23 protein-coding genes are annotated in these 16,008 nt (G+C 72.1%); 19 read left to right on the forward strand and 4 right to left on the reverse strand.

Annotated elements, in window-relative coordinates:
- The first annotated feature begins 7 nt into the window (after positions 1-7).
- The 18 genes from ACA361_RS41890 to ACA361_RS41975 all read left to right on the forward strand — a co-directional run bounded on the left by ACA361_RS41890 (position 8) and on the right by ACA361_RS41975 (position 13,803).
- Positions 8-640 carry a hypothetical protein gene (locus tag ACA361_RS41890; RefSeq protein WP_375020729.1) on the forward strand — a complete coding sequence of 211 codons (633 nt, stop codon included), beginning with the start codon at positions 8-10 and terminating at the stop codon, positions 638-640.
- Positions 641-658: 18 nt separating this feature from the next.
- Positions 659-1,534 (forward strand): P22 phage major capsid protein family protein, encoded by an 876-nt coding sequence (locus ACA361_RS41895; protein WP_375020730.1) that lies wholly within the window; start codon positions 659-661, stop codon positions 1,532-1,534.
- A 15-nt stretch (positions 1,535-1,549) separates the two neighbouring features.
- Positions 1,550-1,744: a hypothetical protein gene (locus tag ACA361_RS41900; protein WP_375020731.1), complete on the forward strand. Its 195-nt coding sequence runs from the start codon at positions 1,550-1,552 to the stop codon at positions 1,742-1,744.
- Positions 1,745-2,353, forward strand: coding sequence for a hypothetical protein (locus ACA361_RS41905; protein WP_375020732.1), 609 nt, complete (start codon positions 1,745-1,747; stop codon positions 2,351-2,353).
- A complete protein-coding gene (locus ACA361_RS41910) occupies positions 2,350-2,667 on the forward strand; it encodes a hypothetical protein (protein WP_375020733.1) in 318 nt (105 codons plus the stop codon). Before ACA361_RS41905 ends, ACA361_RS41910 begins: the two co-directional genes overlap by 4 nt.
- Positions 2,664-3,023, forward strand: a complete 360-nt coding sequence (locus tag ACA361_RS41915) for a hypothetical protein (RefSeq protein ID WP_375020734.1) — start codon at positions 2,664-2,666, stop codon at positions 3,021-3,023. Before ACA361_RS41910 ends, ACA361_RS41915 begins: the two co-directional genes overlap by 4 nt.
- Positions 3,024-3,479, forward strand: a complete 456-nt coding sequence (locus tag ACA361_RS41920; protein ID WP_375020735.1) for a minor capsid protein — start codon at positions 3,024-3,026, stop codon at positions 3,477-3,479. It abuts the gene before it with no gap.
- Between the two features lie 17 nt (positions 3,480-3,496).
- Positions 3,497-4,216: a phage tail tube protein gene (locus ACA361_RS41925; protein WP_375020736.1), complete on the forward strand. Its 720-nt coding sequence runs from the start codon at positions 3,497-3,499 to the stop codon at positions 4,214-4,216.
- A 10-nt stretch (positions 4,217-4,226) separates the two neighbouring features.
- On the forward strand, positions 4,227-4,757 hold the full coding sequence (locus ACA361_RS41930) for a hypothetical protein (RefSeq protein ID WP_375020737.1): 531 nt from the start codon (positions 4,227-4,229) through the stop codon (positions 4,755-4,757).
- 186 nt (positions 4,758-4,943) lie between these two features.
- Positions 4,944-7,535: a hypothetical protein gene (locus ACA361_RS41935; RefSeq protein WP_375020738.1), complete on the forward strand. Its 2,592-nt coding sequence runs from the start codon at positions 4,944-4,946 to the stop codon at positions 7,533-7,535.
- Entirely contained in the window at positions 7,535-10,909 is a 3,375-nt protein-coding gene (locus ACA361_RS41940; RefSeq protein ID WP_375020739.1) for a hypothetical protein, read from the forward strand. The genes ACA361_RS41935 and ACA361_RS41940 overlap by 1 nt, the downstream gene beginning before the upstream one ends.
- 12 nt (positions 10,910-10,921) lie before the next feature.
- Positions 10,922-11,440, forward strand: a complete 519-nt coding sequence (locus tag ACA361_RS41945) for a hypothetical protein (RefSeq protein WP_375020740.1) — start codon at positions 10,922-10,924, stop codon at positions 11,438-11,440.
- Positions 11,441-11,464: 24 nt separating this feature from the next.
- The gene (locus ACA361_RS41950) at positions 11,465-11,794 is read left to right on the forward strand and encodes a hypothetical protein (protein ID WP_375020741.1); all 330 of its coding nucleotides are present in this window, start codon (positions 11,465-11,467) and stop codon (positions 11,792-11,794) included.
- The gene (locus tag ACA361_RS41955) at positions 11,794-12,315 is read left to right on the forward strand and encodes a hypothetical protein (RefSeq protein ID WP_375020742.1); all 522 of its coding nucleotides are present in this window, start codon (positions 11,794-11,796) and stop codon (positions 12,313-12,315) included. The genes ACA361_RS41950 and ACA361_RS41955 overlap by 1 nt, the downstream gene beginning before the upstream one ends.
- Positions 12,315-12,494 (forward strand): hypothetical protein, encoded by a 180-nt coding sequence (locus ACA361_RS41960; protein WP_375020743.1) that lies wholly within the window; start codon positions 12,315-12,317, stop codon positions 12,492-12,494. Before ACA361_RS41955 ends, ACA361_RS41960 begins: the two co-directional genes overlap by 1 nt.
- On the forward strand, positions 12,491-12,694 hold the full coding sequence (locus tag ACA361_RS41965) for a hypothetical protein (protein ID WP_375020744.1): 204 nt from the start codon (positions 12,491-12,493) through the stop codon (positions 12,692-12,694). Before ACA361_RS41960 ends, ACA361_RS41965 begins: the two co-directional genes overlap by 4 nt.
- On the forward strand, positions 12,694-13,443 hold the full coding sequence (locus ACA361_RS41970; protein WP_375020745.1) for a CHAP domain-containing protein: 750 nt from the start codon (positions 12,694-12,696) through the stop codon (positions 13,441-13,443). Before ACA361_RS41965 ends, ACA361_RS41970 begins: the two co-directional genes overlap by 1 nt.
- Before the next feature lie 9 nt (positions 13,444-13,452).
- A complete protein-coding gene (locus ACA361_RS41975; RefSeq protein WP_375020746.1) occupies positions 13,453-13,803 on the forward strand; it encodes a hypothetical protein in 351 nt (116 codons plus the stop codon).
- 186 nt (positions 13,804-13,989) lie between these two features.
- Here the strand turns inward: ACA361_RS41975 and ACA361_RS41980 are convergent, their stop codons facing one another.
- Together ACA361_RS41980 and ACA361_RS41985 are read right to left on the reverse strand one after the other, a co-directional pair.
- On the reverse strand, positions 13,990-14,385 hold the full coding sequence (locus tag ACA361_RS41980; RefSeq protein WP_375020747.1) for a hypothetical protein: 396 nt from the start codon (positions 14,383-14,385) through the stop codon (positions 13,990-13,992).
- On the reverse strand, positions 14,382-14,648 hold the full coding sequence (locus tag ACA361_RS41985) for a hypothetical protein (protein WP_375020748.1): 267 nt from the start codon (positions 14,646-14,648) through the stop codon (positions 14,382-14,384). The genes ACA361_RS41980 and ACA361_RS41985 overlap by 4 nt, the downstream gene beginning before the upstream one ends.
- A gap of 96 nt (positions 14,649-14,744) precedes the next feature.
- On the opposite strand from ACA361_RS41985, the gene ACA361_RS41990 reads away from it, so the two are divergent.
- Positions 14,745-14,996, forward strand: coding sequence for a GntR family transcriptional regulator (locus ACA361_RS41990; protein WP_375020749.1), 252 nt, complete (start codon positions 14,745-14,747; stop codon positions 14,994-14,996).
- A 118-nt stretch (positions 14,997-15,114) separates the two neighbouring features.
- On the opposite strand, the gene ACA361_RS41995 is transcribed toward ACA361_RS41990, so the two are convergent.
- Both ACA361_RS41995 and ACA361_RS42000 read right to left on the reverse strand, forming a co-directional pair.
- Positions 15,115-15,507 (reverse strand): PASTA domain-containing protein, encoded by a 393-nt coding sequence (locus ACA361_RS41995; RefSeq protein ID WP_375020750.1) that lies wholly within the window; start codon positions 15,505-15,507, stop codon positions 15,115-15,117.
- A 114-nt stretch (positions 15,508-15,621) separates the two neighbouring features.
- Positions 15,622-15,879: a hypothetical protein gene (locus ACA361_RS42000; RefSeq protein WP_375020751.1), complete on the reverse strand. Its 258-nt coding sequence runs from the start codon at positions 15,877-15,879 to the stop codon at positions 15,622-15,624.
- Between the last annotated feature and the right edge of the window lie 129 nt (positions 15,880-16,008).

Genomic DNA, 16,008 nt, shown 5'->3' on the forward strand with positions numbered 1-16,008 from the left:
AGTCCGCATGTCCGACGAGAAGACCACCGAACCCGCCGAGCCGACCGAGCCGACCGCCGAGCCGGAGGCGCCGGAGCAGGACCCGCAGGAGCCGGCCGAGCAGCCGGCCGACGACGACAAGCCGCTCGGCGCCGCCGGCGAGAAGGCGCTGCAGGCGGAGAAGGAGAAGCGCAAGAAGGCCGCCGCCGAACTGCGCGAGGCCAAGGCCGAGCTGGAGCGTCTCCGCAACGGGGACGACAAGGTCGCCGAGGCCGCCCGGGAGGCCGAGCGCGCCGCGATCGCCAAGGCCAACTCCCGCATCCTGCGCGCCGAGATCAAGGCCGCCGCGGCGGGCCGGCTGGCGAACCCGGCGCTGGCGGTGAAGCTGCTGGACCTCGACCAGTTCGAGGTCAGCGAGGACGGCGACGTCGACCCCGACGAGATCGCGTCGGCGATCGGCAAGCTGCTGAAAGACGAGCCCTACCTGGCCGCGCAAGGCGGCAAGTCCAGGTTCCAGGGCACCGGCGACGGAGGTTCCCGCAAGGGGAACGGCCGGCCATCCCAGCTCAGCCGCGAGGACCTCAAGCGGATGAGCCCCGAAGCGATCGTGAAGGCCAAGGCCGAGGGCCGGCTGAACGAAGCGCTCGGGATCAACCGGTAATCCCCGAAGGAGAAGAACATGGCTGTTGACACCTTCATCCCGGAGGTGTGGAACGCCGAACTGCTGGTGTCCCTGAAGAAGCGGTACGTCTTCGGCCAGACCGACGTGATCAACCGCGACTACGAGGGCGACATCTCCGAGTACGGCGACACCGTCCACATCGGCTCCCTGGCGGCGCCGACGATCGCGACGTACACCAAGAACTCCACGGTCATCAACCCGCAGACGCTGACCACGACCGACCAGACGCTGGTCATCGACCAGTCGAAGTACTTCGCGTTCGAGGTCGACGACATCGACGCCCGGCAGGTCCGCGACGACGGGCAGCTGATGAGCAAGGCGGCGATGGAGGCCGCCGACGGGCTGCGGGACGTGGCTGACCTGTACCTGGCCACGCTGATGACCACCAACGCCGGCAACGTGCTGACCGCCGGTGACGTGGCCACCGCGGACGCGGCCTACAAGGTCGTGCTGGCGCTGCGGCTCAAGCTCGACAAGGCCAAGGTCCCGGCCGAGGGCCGCTTCCTGATCGTGTCGCCGGAGTTCTACGCGGTGATCCTCCAGGACGCCCGGTTCATCGACGCCTCGCAGTACGGCTCGACCGACGGCATCCGCAACGGCGAGGTCGGCCGCATCTCCGGGTTCTCGGTGCTGGTGTCGCTGAACCTGCCCGCGGGCACCGCCGGCACCCCGCCGGAGGTGTCGAACTTCGCGATCGCCGGCCACCGGATGGCCACCACGTTCGCCGAGCAGATCAACAAGACCGAGGCGTACCGCCCCGAGTCGTCGTTCTCCGACGCCCTCAAGGGCCTGCACCTGTACGGGGCGCGGGTCGTGCGGCCGGAGGCCCTGGCGGTCATGGACATCGACGTCACCACCACCCTGCCGACCTGATTCGAGGAGAGCGACATGGCCGAGAGCGTCTACGAGGTCGTCAACAACTCCGGGCAGACCGTGGGTCTGCGACTGGAGGACGGCGGCGAGACCCACGAGTACCTCAAGAAGCTGGTGCGCCGCGACGACCTCAAGAGCGTCACCAAGGTCGGCGCGCGCAAGGCGCCCGCCAAGGCCCCGGCGAAGGGCCAGCAAGAGAAGGCGGAGTAGGTGGCGCTGGCCCCGCTGGCGACGACGGCGGACCTGGACGCCCGGCGGATCGCCTGGGACGACGAGCAGCTCGCCGAGACCTACCTGGGCGTGGCGTCGGCGGCGGTCCGGGACGCGGCCGGCGTGCCGATCTCCCGGGTGACCTCGACGGTCGCGCTGTACGGCGACGGGTCGTCGTGGCTGCGGCTGCCGGGCCCGCCGATCGTGTCGGTGACCAGCGTGGTGCTGGACGGTGAGACGGTCGCCCCGGACGGCGACGGCGGCTACGCGCTGATCGACGGGCGCCTGTTCCGGCCGTACGGCTGGGGCGTGTGCGCGCCGGTGCCGCGGCCGGTGACGGTGACGTACGTGCACGGGCTGGCCGAGGTCCCCGCGGACGTGGTGGACCTGGTGTGCCGGATGGCCGCCACGGCGATCGTGCTGGCCGGTGAGGAGGACGACGGGTCCGGGCTGGCCGTGAGCAACATCGCGGCCGAGCGGCTCGGCGACTACGCGGTCACCTACAACGGCGAGTCCGGCACCACCGAGATGGAGCTGTCCGACCGCACCCGGTCACGGCTGAGCAACCGGTTCGGCGGCGCCGGCGCGCAGGTGGTGACGGTCGGATGAGCGTCACCCGGCTCATGCGCCAGCGGGTGACGATCGAGCCGCTGACCGGCGAGGGCGCCCGCGGCGCGGTGTACGGGCCGCCGGTGGTCGCGCGGGCGCGGGTGCAGGAGGGCGTGGACGTCGAGGCCGTCCGCGACGGGTCGGCCGAGCGGCACGAGGCGACCCCGGTCGCCACCGTGTACCTGCCGTACGGCACCGACTGCCCGGAGCGGTCGCGGATCACGCTGCCGTCGGGGCAGGTCGGCCGCGCGGTGACGGTGACGCGCCGCTGGGAGAACCGCCGGGTGCGGCATCTGGAGGTGAAGGTGGCATGACGCGTGCGCGCGTGAGCTTCGACCTGGACTGGAACGGCCACCGCATCGAGGCGCAACTGCGCCGCGGCAGCGCCGCGGGCAGCCGGGCCGCCGCCGACCTGCTGCTGGCCAAGTCCCAGGAGCGGGTGCCGCTGGAGACCGGGAAGCTGCTGGCCTCCGGGCACGTCACCACCGACGCCACCGGCGCGGCAGCGGTGTCCTACAGCGACGAGAACGCGGTCCGCCAGCACGAGGACCCCTACTACCAGCACGACCCGGGCCGCTCCCGTAAGTACCTGGAGATCCCGATGATGACGCATCGGCCGCCGATGCTGCGCGTGATGGCCCGCCGGATCCGCAACTTCCTCGGCACGTGAATGTCCTGGACTGAGGACCTGCTGGCCGGGCTCGCGGCGCACCTGGCCGCGCAGGGGGTGGGGCAGTGGCAGCCCGCCGGCGCCTACACCACCGCGACCCCGCCGCCGATCACGCTGCGGACGCTGCCCGACGCCTTCGACCGGGCGTACGCGATCGGCGCCTACGTCGAGGTGGAGCTGGAGGACGCCGGCCTGTCCGACGTGACCGTGGGCGTGCAGGTCCGCTCCCGCGGCACCACCGACCCGGACTCGGTCGAGGAGGCCGCCGACGCGGTGTGGGGGGTGCTGCACGGCGCGCGGATGCTCACCCTCGGCACCGGCGACGCCCGGGTCTACACGTCGCTGATCTACCGGCGCAGCACTGCGCTACTGGGCGTCGACCGTCAAGGCCGCTACGAGCGGTCCTGCAGCTACTTCATCCACGCGTCCCGGCCGAACGCCTACCGGCCCGACTGACCCCTGAGAGAGGAACCATGGCGATCACCATCACCGGGATCACCCCGGCCACCGGGCCGACCACCGGCGGGACGAGCCACCTGATCACCGGCACGGACATGCACCTGGTCACCGGCGTCACCGTGGGCGGTACGGCCGTCCAGGGCTTCGAGGACCTGTCGCCGACGCTGCTGCGGATCGTGACGCCGCCGGGCACCGTGGGCGCCAAGGACGTCGTCCTGGCCCCGGGCGCGATCACCGGCACCGGCATTTTCACCTACGCGGCGCCGACCGAGGAGCAGCTCACCTCGACGCTGGCCCGCCGCTGGATCCTGGAGGTCAACACCGGCACGGTCTCGTCGCCGGTGTGGACGCGGGTCCGGGCGATCGGCGAGCTGAAGCCGACGCAAGAGAACAACATGGAAGACGACTCCGACTACGACTCCGACGGGTGGGCGTCCAACACCAAGACCCAGATGAGCTGGGAGATCGAGACGAAGATCCTGCGCAAGAAGGGCGTGGAGTCAGGCAACCACGACCCTGGCCAGGAGGCGCTGCGGGCCAAGGCCGACCAGTTCGGCGCTGCTGGCACCGCGCACGTGCGCTGGTACGACCGCGAGGGCGGCCCCGAGGCATACCAGGGCTTCGGGTCGGTGTCGTGGGAGCCGGAGGGCGGCGACGCCAAGGACCTGGAGGCCGTCACCGTGAAGATCACCGGGAACGGCAAGCGGACCGTCATCACCAACCCGGCGATCTGAGGCGGGGCAGATGAGCGACTGGAAGGACCTGGACGACTTCCTCGACGAGGAGTACCTGGAGCTGCCTATCCAGGGCCGCGTCTACCGGATCGAGGACGTCGACGGCGAGACCGCGCTGCGGGTGCGGCGCCTGGCCAAGATCGGGCAGGAGGCCGCCGCGGCGAGGAAGGCTGGCAGGCCGGTCGACGAATCGGCTGTGGTGCTCGACGACGCCGACGAGGACCTGCTGTACGAGCGGGTGCTGGGCGAGGCGTACGAGCAGATGCGCGCCGACGGCGTCAAGAACAGCCGGATCAAGATGGCGGCGCAGACCGCGATGGTATGGATCATCTCCGACAAGGACTCGGCGCGCGCGTTCTGGGAGGCCGGTGGTGACCCGGAAGCGACGGGCCCGGCGCCGAACCGGGCCTCCCGCCGGGCGTCCGCGGCATCGGCGAGAAAGACCCCGTCACGGGCCTCTACGAAGAGTACGAGGGCCTCGAAGTCAACAGCGGCGGCCCGAAGGTCGCCTGGGACGACCTCCTCGCGCAGTGGCCGCTGATCGAGGCTGACCTGCACTCCCACTACGGGATCGACGTCGGGTCGGGAATCCTGCGCCGGCGCAAGTGGCGGTGGCTGCGCGCCCGGATCACCGGGCTGATGACGGCCGAGACCCGCCTGAACCGCCACTTCGCGCCGCCCGACAAGGACGCCGACAAGGCAGCGAGTAACGGCAGGGGGTGAGTCTGTGGCCCTCGACCTCGGTCAGCTCGTCGCCCGCATCACCGCCGACGACTCGGCGTTCCGGCGCACGATACGCGGCGTCCACCGGTCGCTGCAGCAGGTCGGCCGCGCGGCGGCATTCATGGCGCTGGCCGGGGCCGCGTCGTCCCTGGCGGCGGCGGTCGCGCCGGCGGCGGCAGGGATCGCCTCGCTGGGCATCTCGCTCGGCGCGGCGATCGCGCCGGCGACCGGGCTGGCAGTGGCGCTACCGGCCATCGCTGCCTCGGCCGTGGTGGCGCTGCAGGCGCTGAAGCTGGCCTTCACCGGCGTCGGTGACGCGATCGGCAAGGCCGTCTCCGGCGATCTCGACAAGTTCGAGGAAGAGCTGGAGAAGCTGTCGCCGGCGGCGCGGGCGGTGACGCGCGAGCTGGGCACGGCGCTGCTGGGTCTGCGGACCACCGTTCAGGACGCCTTCTTCAAGCCGCTGGTCAAGGAGTCGCAGGGCCTGGGGCGGCTGCTGCGCGGCCCGATTCAGTCGGGCATGAGCGGGGTGTCGGGTTCGCTGGGCGGGCTGACCGCGCGGGTGGCGGTGTTCGTCCGGCAGGCGGACTCGCTGCGGTTCCTGAACAACCTGTTCGGCCAGACCCGCAAGGCGATCGACAACGCCTCTGGCGGCGTCCTGCCGCTGCTGACCGGGCTGCGCGACATCGCCAACCTGGGGCTGGGGCAGATGCCGCGGCTGGGCAGCGCGATCGGGCGCATGGCGACCTCGATGGGCGAGTGGCTCCAGAAGATCGTCGCCTCCGGGCAGGCCGCGCGGTGGTTCGAGCGCGCGGTGGCGACCGTGACGACGCTCGGCCGGATCTTCCGCAACGTCGGCTCGACGATCGCCAGCGTGTTCCGGGCGGGCAGCATCGGGTCGCGGGACATGCTCGGCTCGATCGAGCGGCTGACGGCGCGGATGGCCGAGTGGGCGAAGTCGGCGCGCGGGCAGTCGCGGATGGCGGCGATGTTCGCCCGCGGCCGGATGGCGGCCGACAAGCTCGGCCAGGTCGTCAAGAACCTCGGCATCACCCTGGCCAACGTGTTCAAGCAGGCCGGGGCCGGGTCCGGGGACCTGCTCGGATCCCTGGTGATCCTGTCGCAGAAGCTCGCGACCTGGTCCGGTAGCGCGGAGGGACAGCAGCAGCTCGCGAGCCTGTTCTCGCTGCTCAACCAGACCGCCGGACAGCTCGCGGTGGTGCTGCCGATCCTCGGCGGCGCACTGACCACGATCGCCACGATCATCGGGGCGATGCCTCCCGGAATGCAGGGGATGGTCACGCAGTTTCTGGCGTGGTCGATCGTGCTGGGGCTCATCACCTCCAAGATCGGGCCGCTGCTCACCGGCATCGGGCTGCTGGGCAAGGGCCTGTTCAAGCTGGGTCAAGCGGTCAATGACCCCAGCTCGCGGCTGCGCAGGTTCGCCTCCCAGGCCGGGAGCGCGTTCTCGTCGGTGGGGCGGGGCGCGGGCCGCGCGGCGGCGGCCGTGGGGCGGGGCGCGGCTCAGGCGGCGAGTGCCGCCGGGCGGCTGGCCGCCGCCGGTGCACGTGCCGCGGTTACCGCCGCCGCTGCCGCCGGCCGGGCCGCCCTGTCGTTCCTGGCGGCTGCCGGGCGCATGGCGGTGTCGGCTGCGATGACGGCCGCGCGCGTGGTCGCCTCCGGCGCGCTGATGGCCGGGCAGATGGCGGTGCAGGCCGCGCGCGTGGTGGCCGGGTGGGCGCTGATGGGCCTGCAGTCGATGATCCATGCGGCCCGGATGGCGGCCGCCTGGCTGATCGCGATGGGCCCGGTCGGGTGGATCGTCGCGGCGGCGATCGCCGCGGTGGCGCTGATCATCGCGAACTGGGACAAGGTCGCCAAGTTCTTCACCAAGACCCTGCCGAAGTGGATCAAGCAGGGCGCGACGTGGCTGATGAACACGATCAAGTGGTTGGCCAAGGTCGGGTTCCTCGGCCCGGTCGGGCTGATCATCGCCCACTGGGACAAGATCAAGAACTTCTTCACCAAGACCCTGCCGGACACCGTGTCCTCCGGAGCGAAGAAGGTCGCCTCGTTCGTCGGCTCCCTGCCGGGCCGGATCAAGTCCGCGCTCGGCAACATGGGATCGCTGCTGGTCAACGCGGGCAAGGACCTGCTGCGCGGCCTGTGGAACGGGATCGTGTCCATGGCCTCCTGGCTGCAGCGCTCCCTGGTGAACCTGGTACGCCGGATCGTGCCGGGCCCCGTCGCCCGGATCCTCGGCATCGCGAGCCCCAGCAAGGTCTTCGCCGGCTTCGGCGCGAACCTGGCCGAGGGCCTGGCGCTGGGCATGAACCGCAACCAGGGCCTGGTGGAGGCCGCCGCCGGCGCGCTGGCCGGCGCCGCCTCGGCGGGCGGCTCGGCCGGTGCGGTCGCGCGCCCGGCGCCCGTCGGCGCAGCCGCCGCGCAGGGCGGTGCGCTGCGGATCGACAACCGGCTGCTGGTGGACTCGCGCGGCGCCGGACTCGACCGCGTCATCGTCGAACTCATCCGCCGCGCCGTGTCGACCCAGGGCGGCGGCAAGGCCAGCTACCTCGGCATCCGGACGGTGGGCTGATGCCGTTCCCCGACGAGGCCATCGACGTCCGGGTGGAGCTGCGGCTGGGCGGGACGTGGACCGACATCACCCCGCACGTCTACACCCGCGACCCGATCACCATCACCGGCGGCCGGACCGCCGAGGGCTCGGCGCCCGACCCATCGCGCTGCACGATGACGCTGAACAACAAGGACGGCCGCTACTCGCCCAGGAATCCCAGGTCGCCGTACTTCGGGCAGCTCGGCCGCAACACCCCGCTGCGCGTCACCGTCCCGGCCGACCACTCAACGGTCACCATCCCCGGCGCCGGAACCGACCAGGTCACCGCCGTGGGATCGGCGGGCCTCAACGTCACCAGCAATCTCGACGTGGCCGTGGAGATGTCCAACGCCCAATGGGCGCGGGGCGGCACCATCTTGTCCAAGCGCACCGCCGTCGGTGACCAGCGGTCCTGGATGCTGGGCGTGGACCCCGACAACGGGCTCGCGCTGCTGGCCTGGTGGGAGGACGGCACCGCCGGCAACAACCATTTCAACTGGTCAACCGTCCCGCCGTCCTCGGCACCTGGACGGCAGGCGCTGCGCGTCACCGTGGACACCGCCGCCGAACTCACCATCTTCTACACCGGCCCTTCGATCGACGGACCCTGGACGCAACTCGGCGCCCAGCGCGGCCCCTACGGCGGCCCTGAGCCCATCTTCGCCAGCACCGCGCCGATCGTGCTGGGCGGCGAGCCGGGGTACTCCTCCACGGCGTTCGCCGCGACCTATCACGCCTGGCGCGTGCGCGACGGCATCGACGGCCCGCTGCTGGTCGACGTGGACCTGGACGAGGTGGCCGGGAGCGGGTCGTCGTTCGTGGACGGCACCGGCCGCACCTGGAACCTGACCGGCGCCGCCGATCTCAGCGACCGGCAGACCCGGTTCGCCGGCGAGGTCCCGTCGTGGCCGGTGCGGTGGGGTCCGTCCGGGCAGGACGTCCACGTCCAGATCGAGGCCGCCGGGATCACCCGCCGCCTCGGCCAGGGCGCCAAGCCGGTCGCCTCGGCGGTGCGCCGCTCGATCGCCAGCGCAGCCCCGCATACGGCGTGGTGGCCGCTGGAGGACTCCCCCGGCTCTCGCGTCGCGGTGTCGGGTTACCTGAACCGCGCGGGCATGATCCCCAGCGGTGAGGTGACGTTCACCGGCTCGCCCGTCGGGGGCCTGGGCGGTGCCGTCGAACTCGGCGACGGCGGCGCGCTCAGCGGCCCCGTCGTCAGCGGCACCAGCGAATGGGTCGTGGCCTGGTGGTACGACCTGCCCAAGGTCACCGGCACCGAGGACGCCTTTACCAACTCGGTCGTGCTGCACTGGCTGTGTCCCGGCTCCCCGGGCGGCGCGCAGTGGCTCGGCTACGCCCGCATCAACCCCGTGGACGGCACCGAGCAGTTCGCCGTGCAGTCCACCGATGAGGGCGGAGGCGCCACCTCGGCGCTGGTGTACGACGGGCCGATCTGGGGCGTCGGTCCCGTGCAGTTCGCTCTGCATGCCCGCAACACCGCGAGCGGCATCCTCGTGGACCTGTACGTCAACGGCGAGCACGCAGGGGCGGCCTCGACGTTCGTCGGCGACTTCCCCACCCCTGTCGCCGCCATGGGCCTGAACAACGCCGCCATCGTCGCGGCCTCGGACGCCGAGTTCGAGGCGGGCGCGATCTCGCACGTGCTGGTCACCTCCGGTGCCCGCCGCGAGGAGGTCACCGGCCTGGTGCCCGCCGGCCGCGGCTACGCGGGCGAGACCGCGGGCACCCGCGTCGTGCGTCTCGCAGCCGAGGAGAACATCCCGCTGACGCTGACCGGCGACCCCGTCGAGACCGTCGCGATGGGACCGCAGCTTCCCGCGACCATCCTGGACCTGCTGGGCGAGGCGGCCGACGCCGACGGCGGCCTGCTCGCCGACCGGCGCGACGAGCTCGCGCTGAACTACCGCAGCCGCGCGTCCACCTACGACCAGGACCCGGCGCTGATCCTGGACTATCACGACCACGTCGCGCACCCGCTGGAGCCGGTCGACGATGATCAGCAGGTCCGCAACGACTACACCGTGGAGCGCCGCGGCGGATCGTCGGCGCGGGCGGTGCTGGAGGACGGGCCGCTGTCCATCCAGCCGCCGCCCGACGGCGTCGGCGTCTACGACGAGTCGGTGACCCTCAACCTCGCCGACGACTCCCAGCTCGCCGCGCAGGCGGGATGGCGGCTGCATCTGGGCACCGTCGATGAGGCCCGCTGGCCGATCGTGCGGCTCAAGCTCCACAAGCACCCGGAGCTGATCCCGGCCGCGACCTCGATCACCGAGCGGTCGGTGATCAGGCTGACGGGGCTGCCGGAGTGGCTGCCGCCCGAGGACGTCGACCTCATCGTGGACGGCTACACCGAGGTCATCGAGTCACTGCGGTGGACGATCGAGTTCAACTGCGTCCCCGGCTCGCCGTACCGGGTCGGGGTCGTGGGCGGTGAGGAGTACGGCCGCGTCGACACCGACGGGTCGGTGCTGCTGGCCGACGTGGACGCCGACGACACCACGCTGATGGTGGCCTCCACCGACGGCCCGTACTGGGCGACCGACCCCGCCGAGTTCCCGTTCGACATCGTCATGGGCGGTGAGACCCTCACGGCCACCGCCGCGGCGAACGGGCTCACCGACCCGTTCAACCGGACGGTCTCGAACGGCCTCGGCACCGCGCCCGACGGCCAGACCTGGACCGTGTTCGGGCCGGCCGCGCACTACTCGGTGAACGGGTCCGCCGCGCAGATCGCCATCCCCGCCACCAACGTCGCCGACGTCGCCGGGCTCGTCCAGTTCTGCGAGAGCGTCGACGTCGAGGCCACGTTCCGGACCGTGGTCGCGCCGATCACCGGCGCCGCCGTCTACTACTACCTGATCGGCCACTTCAATCCGTTCACCTTCACCTGGTACGCGCTGGTGGTGTCCATGCAGACCGACGGCACCGTCCGCGCACTGATCGAGTACAAGGCGCCCGGCGGCGCGACCTCCGCCATCGCCGCCGAGCGGATCGTGCCCGGCCTCGCGGTCACCGCCAACGCCTGGCGCCGCGCCCGCCTGCGGATCCAGAACGGCCGCATCGACGGCAAGGTGTGGGCCGACGGGTCACCCGAGCCGGCCGACTGGCTCATCAGCGCGCACCACTCCGAGTACACCAGCGGCGACGTCGGCCTGCAGATGTACCTGCCGCCCGGCAACACCAACGCCCTGCCGTTCAACTTCCAGGTCGGCGAGGTCGTCCTGCACAACCCGCAGAAGCTCACCGTGACCCGGTCGGTCAACGGCATCGCCAAGGCGCACACCACCGGCACCGCACTGCGTCTCGCGCAGCCGATGACCATCGCCCTGTAAGGAGCAGCCAGCGTGGCCCCATATCCCGTGATCGCCGCCGGGCAGCGCGTCACCGCCGGCCTGCTCACCGCGATGCAGGACGACATGATCCGCAAGCTGCAGAACACCGACCGGATCACGAGCACCATGCTCGACGACCCCGAACTCGTCGTCGCGCTGGAAGCCTCGGCGGTGTACTTCGTCGAGATGTTCCTGCTGCTGGGCGGCAACACCACCGGCGACATCCGCACCCTGTGGACCGTCCCGTCCGGCGCGACCGGGTTCAAGAGCGTGATGGGCCCGGCGTCCGGCACGACCGACGTCAACGCCGACAACATCGTGGTGCGGATGGGCGTCCATAATTTCCCCACGATCATCGCCTACTCCGGCGTCAGGAATGCGACCGGGAACATGTTCCGGGTCTACGAGCACGGCGAGGTCACCACCACCACCGCGGGGATCCTCGCGCTGAACTGGGGCCAGGTCACCACCAACGCCGGAGCGTCCCGGGTCGGCGCCGGCTCCCTGATGCGCGCCAAGAGGATCGGCTGATGATGAGCGACCCGAGGGGGCTCGGTGGCCGATGACCCATCGACGATCGCCTGGCGCCTGCAGCGCCTGGAAGAGGCCGTCCGTGACCTCGGCCTACGTGTCGTCTCCGTCGAGCTGTACACCCGCGACCGTGCCGAGGTCGAGCGCGACCTCGTCGAGTTGCGTGCGGCCATCGCCGACGAGAAGCAGGCGCGCAAGGACGACGTCAAGGACATCCGAGCCCAGGCCGACAAGCAGGCCGAGCGGCAGTCGGGGAACTGGCGGCAGGCGCTGTTCGGCGGCGTCATCCCTGGGCTGGTGGTGCTGCTCTCGGTGGCCGTGCAGATCGTCTTGGCGACGCGCGGCGGTAAGTGATGGCTGAGCACGCACGGCGGATGAAGCGCAACGTCTGGATCATTCTCGGCGTGCTGGCCCTGTCGCTGTTCGGCTGGTGGGTCAACGCCCAGATCCACGGCCTGGGCGAGCGGCTCCAGGCGGCCGAGCGGCGCGGCGACGCCTACGAGCGCCAGCTCCGTCAGCACAACATCGTCCCCAACCCCAAGGCCAGCCCGGGCCCCGCAGGCTCCCCGGGGGCCCCAGGATCCCCCGGTGCGCCCGGCCCAGGCGGTTCCCCCGGCCGCCCCGGCTCCCCGGGCGCACCGGGCCGTACGGGCACGCCCGGCTCGCCGGGGTCGCCTGGCGCGTCCGGCGCCCCGGGTCAGCCCGGCCAGGACGGCGCCGTCGGCCCGCAAGGCCCGGCGGGTCCGGCCGGCCCGCGCGGCGAGCAGGGTCCCCGCGGGGAGCAGGGCCCGCCCGGGCCTGCGCCCGGCACCGTCTACTGCCAGCCCCCTGTCCCGCCCACCGGGCCGTGGACCTGCACCACTTCGGAGGACTGATGACCGAGCCCGACCCGCCGCACGTGGACGTGCCGGAGCGGCGCGAGATCGACCGGATGGACGCCGTCGATGTCGACGACCGGGCGCACCGGCCGACCGAGGACGACGAGGAGGCCGTGCTGCGCGGGCTGTACGGCGAGGCGGACAGCTACGGCGTGTACCGGAGGGAGGTCGCGTGAGCGTGATCGCCGAGACCGAGTGCAGCCGGTCAGGCTGCCGCGAACCGCAGAGTGCACGGCAGGTGGTTCTGGTCGGCCCTGACGGCACCGATCGGAAGCGCTGCGGCCCGTACTGCCCGGAGCACACCGACCTGCTGCTGACGAAGCTCACGCCGACCTACACCGGCGGCGGCGCGACCTACCGGATCGAGGGCTCCTGATGGGCACCGCCGAGGGGATGCTGCGGGAGGCCCGGCGCTCCCTGGGCGTGCGCGGCCGCCCGAACTACATCACCACCGACTACGCGCGCCGCCACGGGAACGGGTTCCTGCGGGCGGCCTGGTGCGACATGGCCGTGACGTACTGGGCGCGGCAGTCGGGCAACACCGCCGCCGTGCTCCCGGGCGGGGACCGCGCGTACACCGTCTGGCACGCCGAGGACTTCAAGAAGGCGGGGCGGTGGTACCCGGGCACCCCCGCGAACACCAACGCCGCCAAGCCGGGCGACGTCGTGTTCTTCGACTGGGGCGGCTCGGACGGCATCGGCTACATCGACCACGTCGGCGTGGTGGAGAAGGCGCTCGGCGGCGGCCGCGTCCAGACGATCGAGGGCAACACCGGCGACGCCTGCCTGCGCCGGGTCAGGTCGCACACCAGCATCGCCGGGTTCGGGCGCCCGGCCTACGACGGCACGGCCAGCGGGTCGAGCGAGGAGGACGACGTGATCGGGCTGAAGAAGGGCGACAAGGGCGAGCGGGTCAAGGCGCTGCAGGAGCTGATCCGCGCCGCCGGGCAGGGCGCCGCGCTCGGCGAGACCGACGGCGAGTACGGGCCCAAGACGGCCGAGGCGCTGCGCAAGGTGCGCGCCAGCGTCGGGTCGGCGGCCAAGCCGGGCTACGGCGACGAGGTGACCGGGCACGCGCACGCGCAGCTCTACGTCGCCATGGCGCGCAACCAGAGCAAGTCCTAGGAGGACGTCATGAGGATCTTCGGTTTCGAGCCCGCCGTGATCGCCTACGCGGTGAACGCCGCGGTGGCGCTGCTGGTGGCCTACGGGCTGGACCTGTCGCAGGCCCAGGTGGAGGCCGTCGCGGTCATCACCACCGCGCTGCTGGCGGGCGTGGCGGCGGCGCTGACGCGGCCCGTGGTGGTTTCGACCATCACCGGCGCGGCGGCGACCGTGCTGACGGCGGTGGCGGCGTTCGGGCTGTCGCTGACGACCGAGCAGATCGGCGCGACGGTGACGGCGCTGTCGATCGTGCTGGCGCTGCTGCTCCGGCAGAACGTCTCCCCGGCGCCGGTCGTCGGCCGCGCGAGCCCGCGCGTGTAACCGCAGGTCACCACCTTTTTCCCGGCGCCGGGAGAAAGGTACCCTGAGATCGTCGGCGGGTGGGGAAGCCCGTCCGGCACGCGAGAGCCCCGCTCACCTTCGGGTGGGCGGGGCTCTTTGCTGTGCGCGGGGTCAGGCTGGAACCGCGCCCTCGTGGACCCCGACCGGCCCACGGGGGCGCGGGGTCTATGTGGCCGCGCCGTGGCGGAGCTGCTGCCACCACTCCAGCGCGAGCTTCTTGCGGACGCGCGCCGTCTCGTGCACGACGACCTTGCCCTTCGCCGTCTCGGTGCGCCGGACGAGGAACGCCCCGCCGAGATTCAGCAGCTCGAACGACACCGGGCGGCAGCGCTCGCAGGTGTGCTCCACCACGCGGGCCCGCTCGATCGGCGGCAGCATGCGGATCCACTCCAGCGGGCGGGCGCCCGGCACGGCCAGCGGCATGTGCCGCCCACCGCACGCCTCGCCGTCGGGGTTGAGGGAGTACAGGGAAGGGGCGGGCCCGGCATCGCCATGGCGGGGTTCGCCGGGCCCGCCTGCGGGCGCGGACCCCTCCGCGCGAGGCGCCGCGCCCGCGCTCATGGGGCCTCATCCTCCGCCGGCACCGCCCTGCCCTGCCGCTCCAGGGACGCGGTCACGACCAGCTCGGCCAGTACCGACTGCCCGGTGCACAGCCACACCAGCTCCTGCTGGTCGACCGCACGGATCTCGGACTTGCAGCCGTGCTCGACCTGGTACGGGGTCAGGTTGGTGATGCGGGTCGCCACGAGTTCGCCGGCGACGTGGTCGCGGCGCGTGATCCAGCCGGGGATGGCCGGGACCACTCGCAAGGGGGGAAGGGCCATGCGCCCACGGTAACTCCACCTGGTTACCTCTGTCACCTAATGGCCCTACCTGGGTCCACCTGGAGAGCATTAACGCAGGTCAGCTACGTTCGGAAGATGACCGTGGATCTTGAGGGGCCGGAGCCGATCTACCGGCAGATCGCGGCGGTCATCACCCAGCGGATCGACGACGGCACCTACCCGCCGCGGCGCGCGATCCCGTCGGCGGCCGCGCTGTGCGAGGAGTTCGGCGTGTCTCGCAAGACCGTCCGCGCCGCCACCAATCTGCTCATCGAACAGGGCCGCCTGGTCGGCGTCGTCGGCCGCGGCGTATTCGTGGTGGGCAGCGAACCGCCCGCCGGCTCCTGAGAGCGGGCGGGCGGCAGAGCGCGCCAGCGACGTGGCCGCCTTGGCGGCCGGTGTCGCCTCGCCCCCGTGATCAGCGGGGAACCGGCCAGCGCGATGGCCTCGCAGCCAGGGTACGCCGCTAGTCGGTGACCTTCTTCGAGTACAGGGTGATCCGCGTGTCCGGCGTGACGCGCGTCCCGGCCTTCGGGGACTGCCGGACGACCTCCCAGTTCCGGTCCAGGATCATCGTGCGGCCCTGCCCGGTCGCGTCGACCTCGGCGAGCACGTACAGCCCGGCGGCCTGCATCTCGTTCTGCGCCTGCTGGTGGTTCTTGCCGACGACGTTCGGCACCTTGATCTTCTCGGCGGCCGGGGCGGCGGGCGTCTTGTCGGCCGGCTCGCCGCCGGCCGGGCTGGACGGGGCGGTCTCGGTGACGGTGACCGCGGGCGCCGGGTCGGCGGACGGTGTGCCTCCGCAGGCGGTCAGCGTGAGCGCGGCCAGCAGGATGGCGGCGAGGGCGGTGAGGCGCATGGGTTCCCCTGTCGTTGACGTGCGGTGGCGGGGGGCGCGTCCTCTGGCGTGCGGGGTGCCTGTGTGACGCCTGGCCGTGACGGCGCGTTCACGCCTGGCAGCATCCGGCCACGGTCACGGTGTGATCGGCGGCCCGTAGATGAACAGGCTCGCCAGGCTCCATGCGACGATGACCGCGCCGAGCAGGCACGCCACCGCGGCGGCCGCCATCATCCGGCGGGTGGTGCGGTACCAGATCTGCCGGGCCGTCTCGAGCTGACGGTAGCGGTCGGGGCGGCCGCCGGCCAGGCGCCAGAGGCGGCGGCGGGTCATGTACCGCGCGTACGGGCAGGTGCGGCTACGGCAGGTGCGGCCGCGGTGCGTGTGGGGCATGACTCTCCTTGCCGGAGGGTTCGCGCGGATGACGGATACAGTCGCCGATGCTGGTGGGTCACGTTCCGCATTCCACCAGGCAGAGCCCATGATTAGGACGCCGCTATCACCGCGCTACGGCCACCTGTA

This window comes from Actinomadura sp. 21ATH, from assembly GCF_041951345.1.
In the GTDB taxonomy this organism is placed as follows: Bacteria; Actinomycetota; Actinomycetes; order Streptosporangiales; family Streptosporangiaceae; genus Spirillospora.

What these genes read in the sequence shown, in the direction of transcription:
- ACA361_RS41955 (WP_375020742.1), top strand. Translation starts at nt 11,794, where the DNA reads ATGGCTGAGCACGCACGGCGGATGAAGCGCAACGTCTGGATCATTCTC.
- ACA361_RS41995 (WP_375020750.1), bottom strand. Translation starts at nt 15,507, where the DNA reads ATGCGCCTCACCGCCCTCGCCGCCATCCTGCTGGCCGCGCTCACGCTG.
- ACA361_RS42000 (WP_375020751.1), bottom strand. Translation starts at nt 15,879, where the DNA reads ATGCCCCACACGCACCGCGGCCGCACCTGCCGTAGCCGCACCTGCCCG.
- ACA361_RS41900 (WP_375020731.1), top strand. Translation starts at nt 1,550, where the DNA reads ATGGCCGAGAGCGTCTACGAGGTCGTCAACAACTCCGGGCAGACCGTG.
- ACA361_RS41980 (WP_375020747.1), bottom strand. Translation starts at nt 14,385, where the DNA reads ATGAGCGCGGGCGCGGCGCCTCGCGCGGAGGGGTCCGCGCCCGCAGGC.
- ACA361_RS41920 (WP_375020735.1), top strand. Translation starts at nt 3,024, where the DNA reads ATGTCCTGGACTGAGGACCTGCTGGCCGGGCTCGCGGCGCACCTGGCC.
- ACA361_RS41960 (WP_375020743.1), top strand. Translation starts at nt 12,315, where the DNA reads ATGACCGAGCCCGACCCGCCGCACGTGGACGTGCCGGAGCGGCGCGAG.
- ACA361_RS41990 (WP_375020749.1), top strand. Translation starts at nt 14,745, where the DNA reads ATGACCGTGGATCTTGAGGGGCCGGAGCCGATCTACCGGCAGATCGCG.
- ACA361_RS41985 (WP_375020748.1), bottom strand. Translation starts at nt 14,648, where the DNA reads ATGGCCCTTCCCCCCTTGCGAGTGGTCCCGGCCATCCCCGGCTGGATC.
- ACA361_RS41970 (WP_375020745.1), top strand. Translation starts at nt 12,694, where the DNA reads ATGGGCACCGCCGAGGGGATGCTGCGGGAGGCCCGGCGCTCCCTGGGC.
- ACA361_RS41895 (WP_375020730.1), top strand. Translation starts at nt 659, where the DNA reads ATGGCTGTTGACACCTTCATCCCGGAGGTGTGGAACGCCGAACTGCTG.
- ACA361_RS41975 (WP_375020746.1), top strand. Translation starts at nt 13,453, where the DNA reads ATGAGGATCTTCGGTTTCGAGCCCGCCGTGATCGCCTACGCGGTGAAC.
- ACA361_RS41890 (WP_375020729.1), top strand. Translation starts at nt 8, where the DNA reads ATGTCCGACGAGAAGACCACCGAACCCGCCGAGCCGACCGAGCCGACC.
- ACA361_RS41925 (WP_375020736.1), top strand. Translation starts at nt 3,497, where the DNA reads ATGGCGATCACCATCACCGGGATCACCCCGGCCACCGGGCCGACCACC.
- ACA361_RS41915 (WP_375020734.1), top strand. Translation starts at nt 2,664, where the DNA reads ATGACGCGTGCGCGCGTGAGCTTCGACCTGGACTGGAACGGCCACCGC.
- ACA361_RS41910 (WP_375020733.1), top strand. Translation starts at nt 2,350, where the DNA reads ATGAGCGTCACCCGGCTCATGCGCCAGCGGGTGACGATCGAGCCGCTG.
- ACA361_RS41930 (WP_375020737.1), top strand. Translation starts at nt 4,227, where the DNA reads ATGAGCGACTGGAAGGACCTGGACGACTTCCTCGACGAGGAGTACCTG.
- ACA361_RS41940 (WP_375020739.1), top strand. Translation starts at nt 7,535, where the DNA reads ATGCCGTTCCCCGACGAGGCCATCGACGTCCGGGTGGAGCTGCGGCTG.